This window comes from Synechococcus sp. R55.2 (assembly GCF_047462075.1).
In the GTDB taxonomy this organism is placed as follows: domain Bacteria; phylum Cyanobacteriota; class Cyanobacteriia; order Thermostichales; family Thermostichaceae; genus Thermostichus.
Genome location: NZ_JANSIH010000429.1, coordinates 1 through 2172 on the forward strand (window position 1 = coordinate 1; position 2172 = coordinate 2172).

General features: G+C 59.6%; 3 protein-coding genes and 1 pseudogene. 2 read left to right on the forward strand and 2 right to left on the reverse strand.

Annotated elements, in window-relative coordinates:
* Positions 1 to 32 precede the first annotated feature (32 nt).
* On the reverse strand, positions 33 to 161 hold the full coding sequence (locus tag NW838_RS14345) for a hypothetical protein (RefSeq protein WP_414356470.1): 129 nt from the start codon (positions 159 to 161) through the stop codon (positions 33 to 35).
* A gap of 97 nt (positions 162 to 258) precedes the next feature.
* On the opposite strand from NW838_RS14345, the gene purN reads away from it, so the two are divergent.
* Both purN and NW838_RS14355 read left to right on the forward strand, forming a co-directional pair.
* Positions 259 to 921: a phosphoribosylglycinamide formyltransferase gene (gene purN / locus NW838_RS14350; RefSeq protein WP_414356472.1), complete on the forward strand. Its 663-nt coding sequence runs from the start codon at positions 259 to 261 to the stop codon at positions 919 to 921.
* A 26-nt stretch (positions 922 to 947) separates the two neighbouring features.
* Positions 948 to 1751, forward strand: a complete 804-nt coding sequence (locus NW838_RS14355; RefSeq protein WP_414343432.1) for a PIN domain-containing protein — start codon at positions 948 to 950, stop codon at positions 1749 to 1751.
* Between the two features lie 9 nt (positions 1752 to 1760).
* On the opposite strand, the pseudogene NW838_RS14360 reads toward NW838_RS14355, so the two are convergent.
* Positions 1761 to 2172 (reverse strand): annotated as a pseudogene (locus NW838_RS14360) (hypothetical protein); the annotation flags it as partial.

Sequence of the window (2172 nt, forward strand, 5' to 3'; positions counted from 1 at the left end):
ATTATACATTATTTTCAGTATAGTTGAGCTTATTATTGACTAGAGTCATGCTCCTGCTGCATTTTCCGCATTTCTTGAGGCATCTCCCGCAGCTCCTCTTGGGCTTGATCCGTGCAGCGCTCGATGGCGCGGGTGCGCCTGTCAAAGCCGGCGACGGTCAAGTTTTTGGATCCCTCTCTGGATCAACCTGGCCAGAACCAGAGGGGAGGCTGTCTGGGTTTAAAATAGCGGGGCTGCAGACTTTCCCACCAAGCGCTCATGAACCTACCCAGCTTACTCTGGCCGGATCCCGACGGGATCCAAGTGCCCTCTCAACCGGGGATCCTTGGCATTTTGGCTTCCGGCAATGGCAGCAATTTCGAAGCTATTGCCCAAGCCATTGAGGCCGGGGAACTGCAGGCCCAGATTGCTGTGGTCATCACCAACAATCCCAAAGCTTATGTGCGGCAGCGGGCCCAAAAGCGAGGGATCCCTTGCGTCTTGCTCGACCACCGAGACTACCCCCGTCGCGAAGATCTGGACGCCGCCATTGTCCAGGTGCTCTGGCAGCATCACGTGGAATGGGTGATCATGGCCGGGTGGATGCGCCTGGTTACCCAGGTGTTGTTGTCCGCCTACCCGGATCGCGTCTTGAACCTGCATCCCAGCCTGCTGCCCAGTTTCAAGGGCCTGCGTGCCGTTGAACAAGCCCTGAAGTGCGGCGTGAAAATTGCCGGCTGCACTGTCCATCGGGTCACCTTGGAAATGGACAGTGGCCCCATCGTGGCCCAAGCAGCCGTGCCGGTTCTGCCCGAAGATACTGTGGAATCCCTTTACCGGCGCATCCACGCCCAGGAGCACCGCCTCTACCCGCTGGCCATCCGCCTCTGCCTGGCAGAGGGATCCCTGCTACCCAAGTCTTCGGGGAAGCTGCACAATTGAGGTTAAGTCCAACGCTGGCGCATCCCATGGCCGAGATCCCGCCTCTCCTCGTCTTCGACAGCCCCGTGATCCTGGCCGGTCGTCTGGCTCTATGGCAGGAGTGGGCACGGTTTGGGGTGTGTGTGCTGCCACAGGCAGTGATGGCCGAGTTGGAACGCCTGACCCGGCAGGCCATTGATCCCCAGGAAGAATCGACAGCCCGCGAGTTTTTGCGCCACTGGCCCAGTCTAGGGTTTGCCGTCTCAGAAGCCCGTGCCCTGGTGGGTGGTGCTGGTGCCGGCGATCAGTCCATGAGGGTACGTTTGGAAGAAGCGATTGCCGAATGCGCCTATGCCCTGGCCCAGCAGCAGCCGGGAACGCTGGTGGTTTTGGTCAGCAACGACCGGCCTTTGGTGGGGCGAATTCAGGGTCTGGGTCTCAACAACCTCTGTGCCATCTCTCTGGCAGAGCTGAACCGGTGGATGCGTCAGCAGCAGCGCCCTCAGGCTGTGGTTATGGCTTTGAATCGGTTACCAGGGCCACCCATTCCTGCCGCCCAGTTGACGTCCTCTACCCTCGCTCCACCTGCCCGTCCCTTGAGTTCCTCTCCAGCTTCCGGGAACCCCCCTGCCCAGGCGCGGCAGCGGTCTGGAGCTGCTCAGGTGGGGCCGAGCACAGCCCGCCTCTGGCCCTTTTTGAAAAGCCTACAGAATGCCCTTGCGTTGTTGCTGGCCCTGGTTTTCCTCTCGGCAACCGGGTTGCTGGCCTGGCGCCTGCTCGATCCAGAAGGAAGTGAAGGGATCTGGCAGCGGCTACCTCTCTCTCGGATCCCTTGGATTCGGGATCTGTAGTCCTCAAAGCTACTGCTCAGCAATCGTGACGTTAAAGCCCTTGCTTTTCAGGGTTTCCGCATGGTAGCGGGCATATTCCAGTTGTTCAAATGCTGCCAACTGCACAAACTTCTGGCCATCCACATCTTTCACAAAGGCCCCATGGGAGACTTGTCGAGCGCGTGCCAAGCTCTCTGCCCCTGAGTAGGTGGTGAGCACTAAGAAGGTTCCCTCGCCGCGGTTCGGCCCCAGGGAGTCTATGTTGTTTTCGCTTAGGGGCACCACGTTCAGGGATCCCACAGAGGTAGGCGGTGAAGGTTGGGATGGGCGCTCCAGGCTGGCCGCCAACTGCTCCACCGTTTGTGACCTGGGGGGAGCAGATTCCTCGGAAGCCAAGGCCAAGTCAGTTTGCAGGCTATCCAGCAGGTTGGGAACGTCTTGA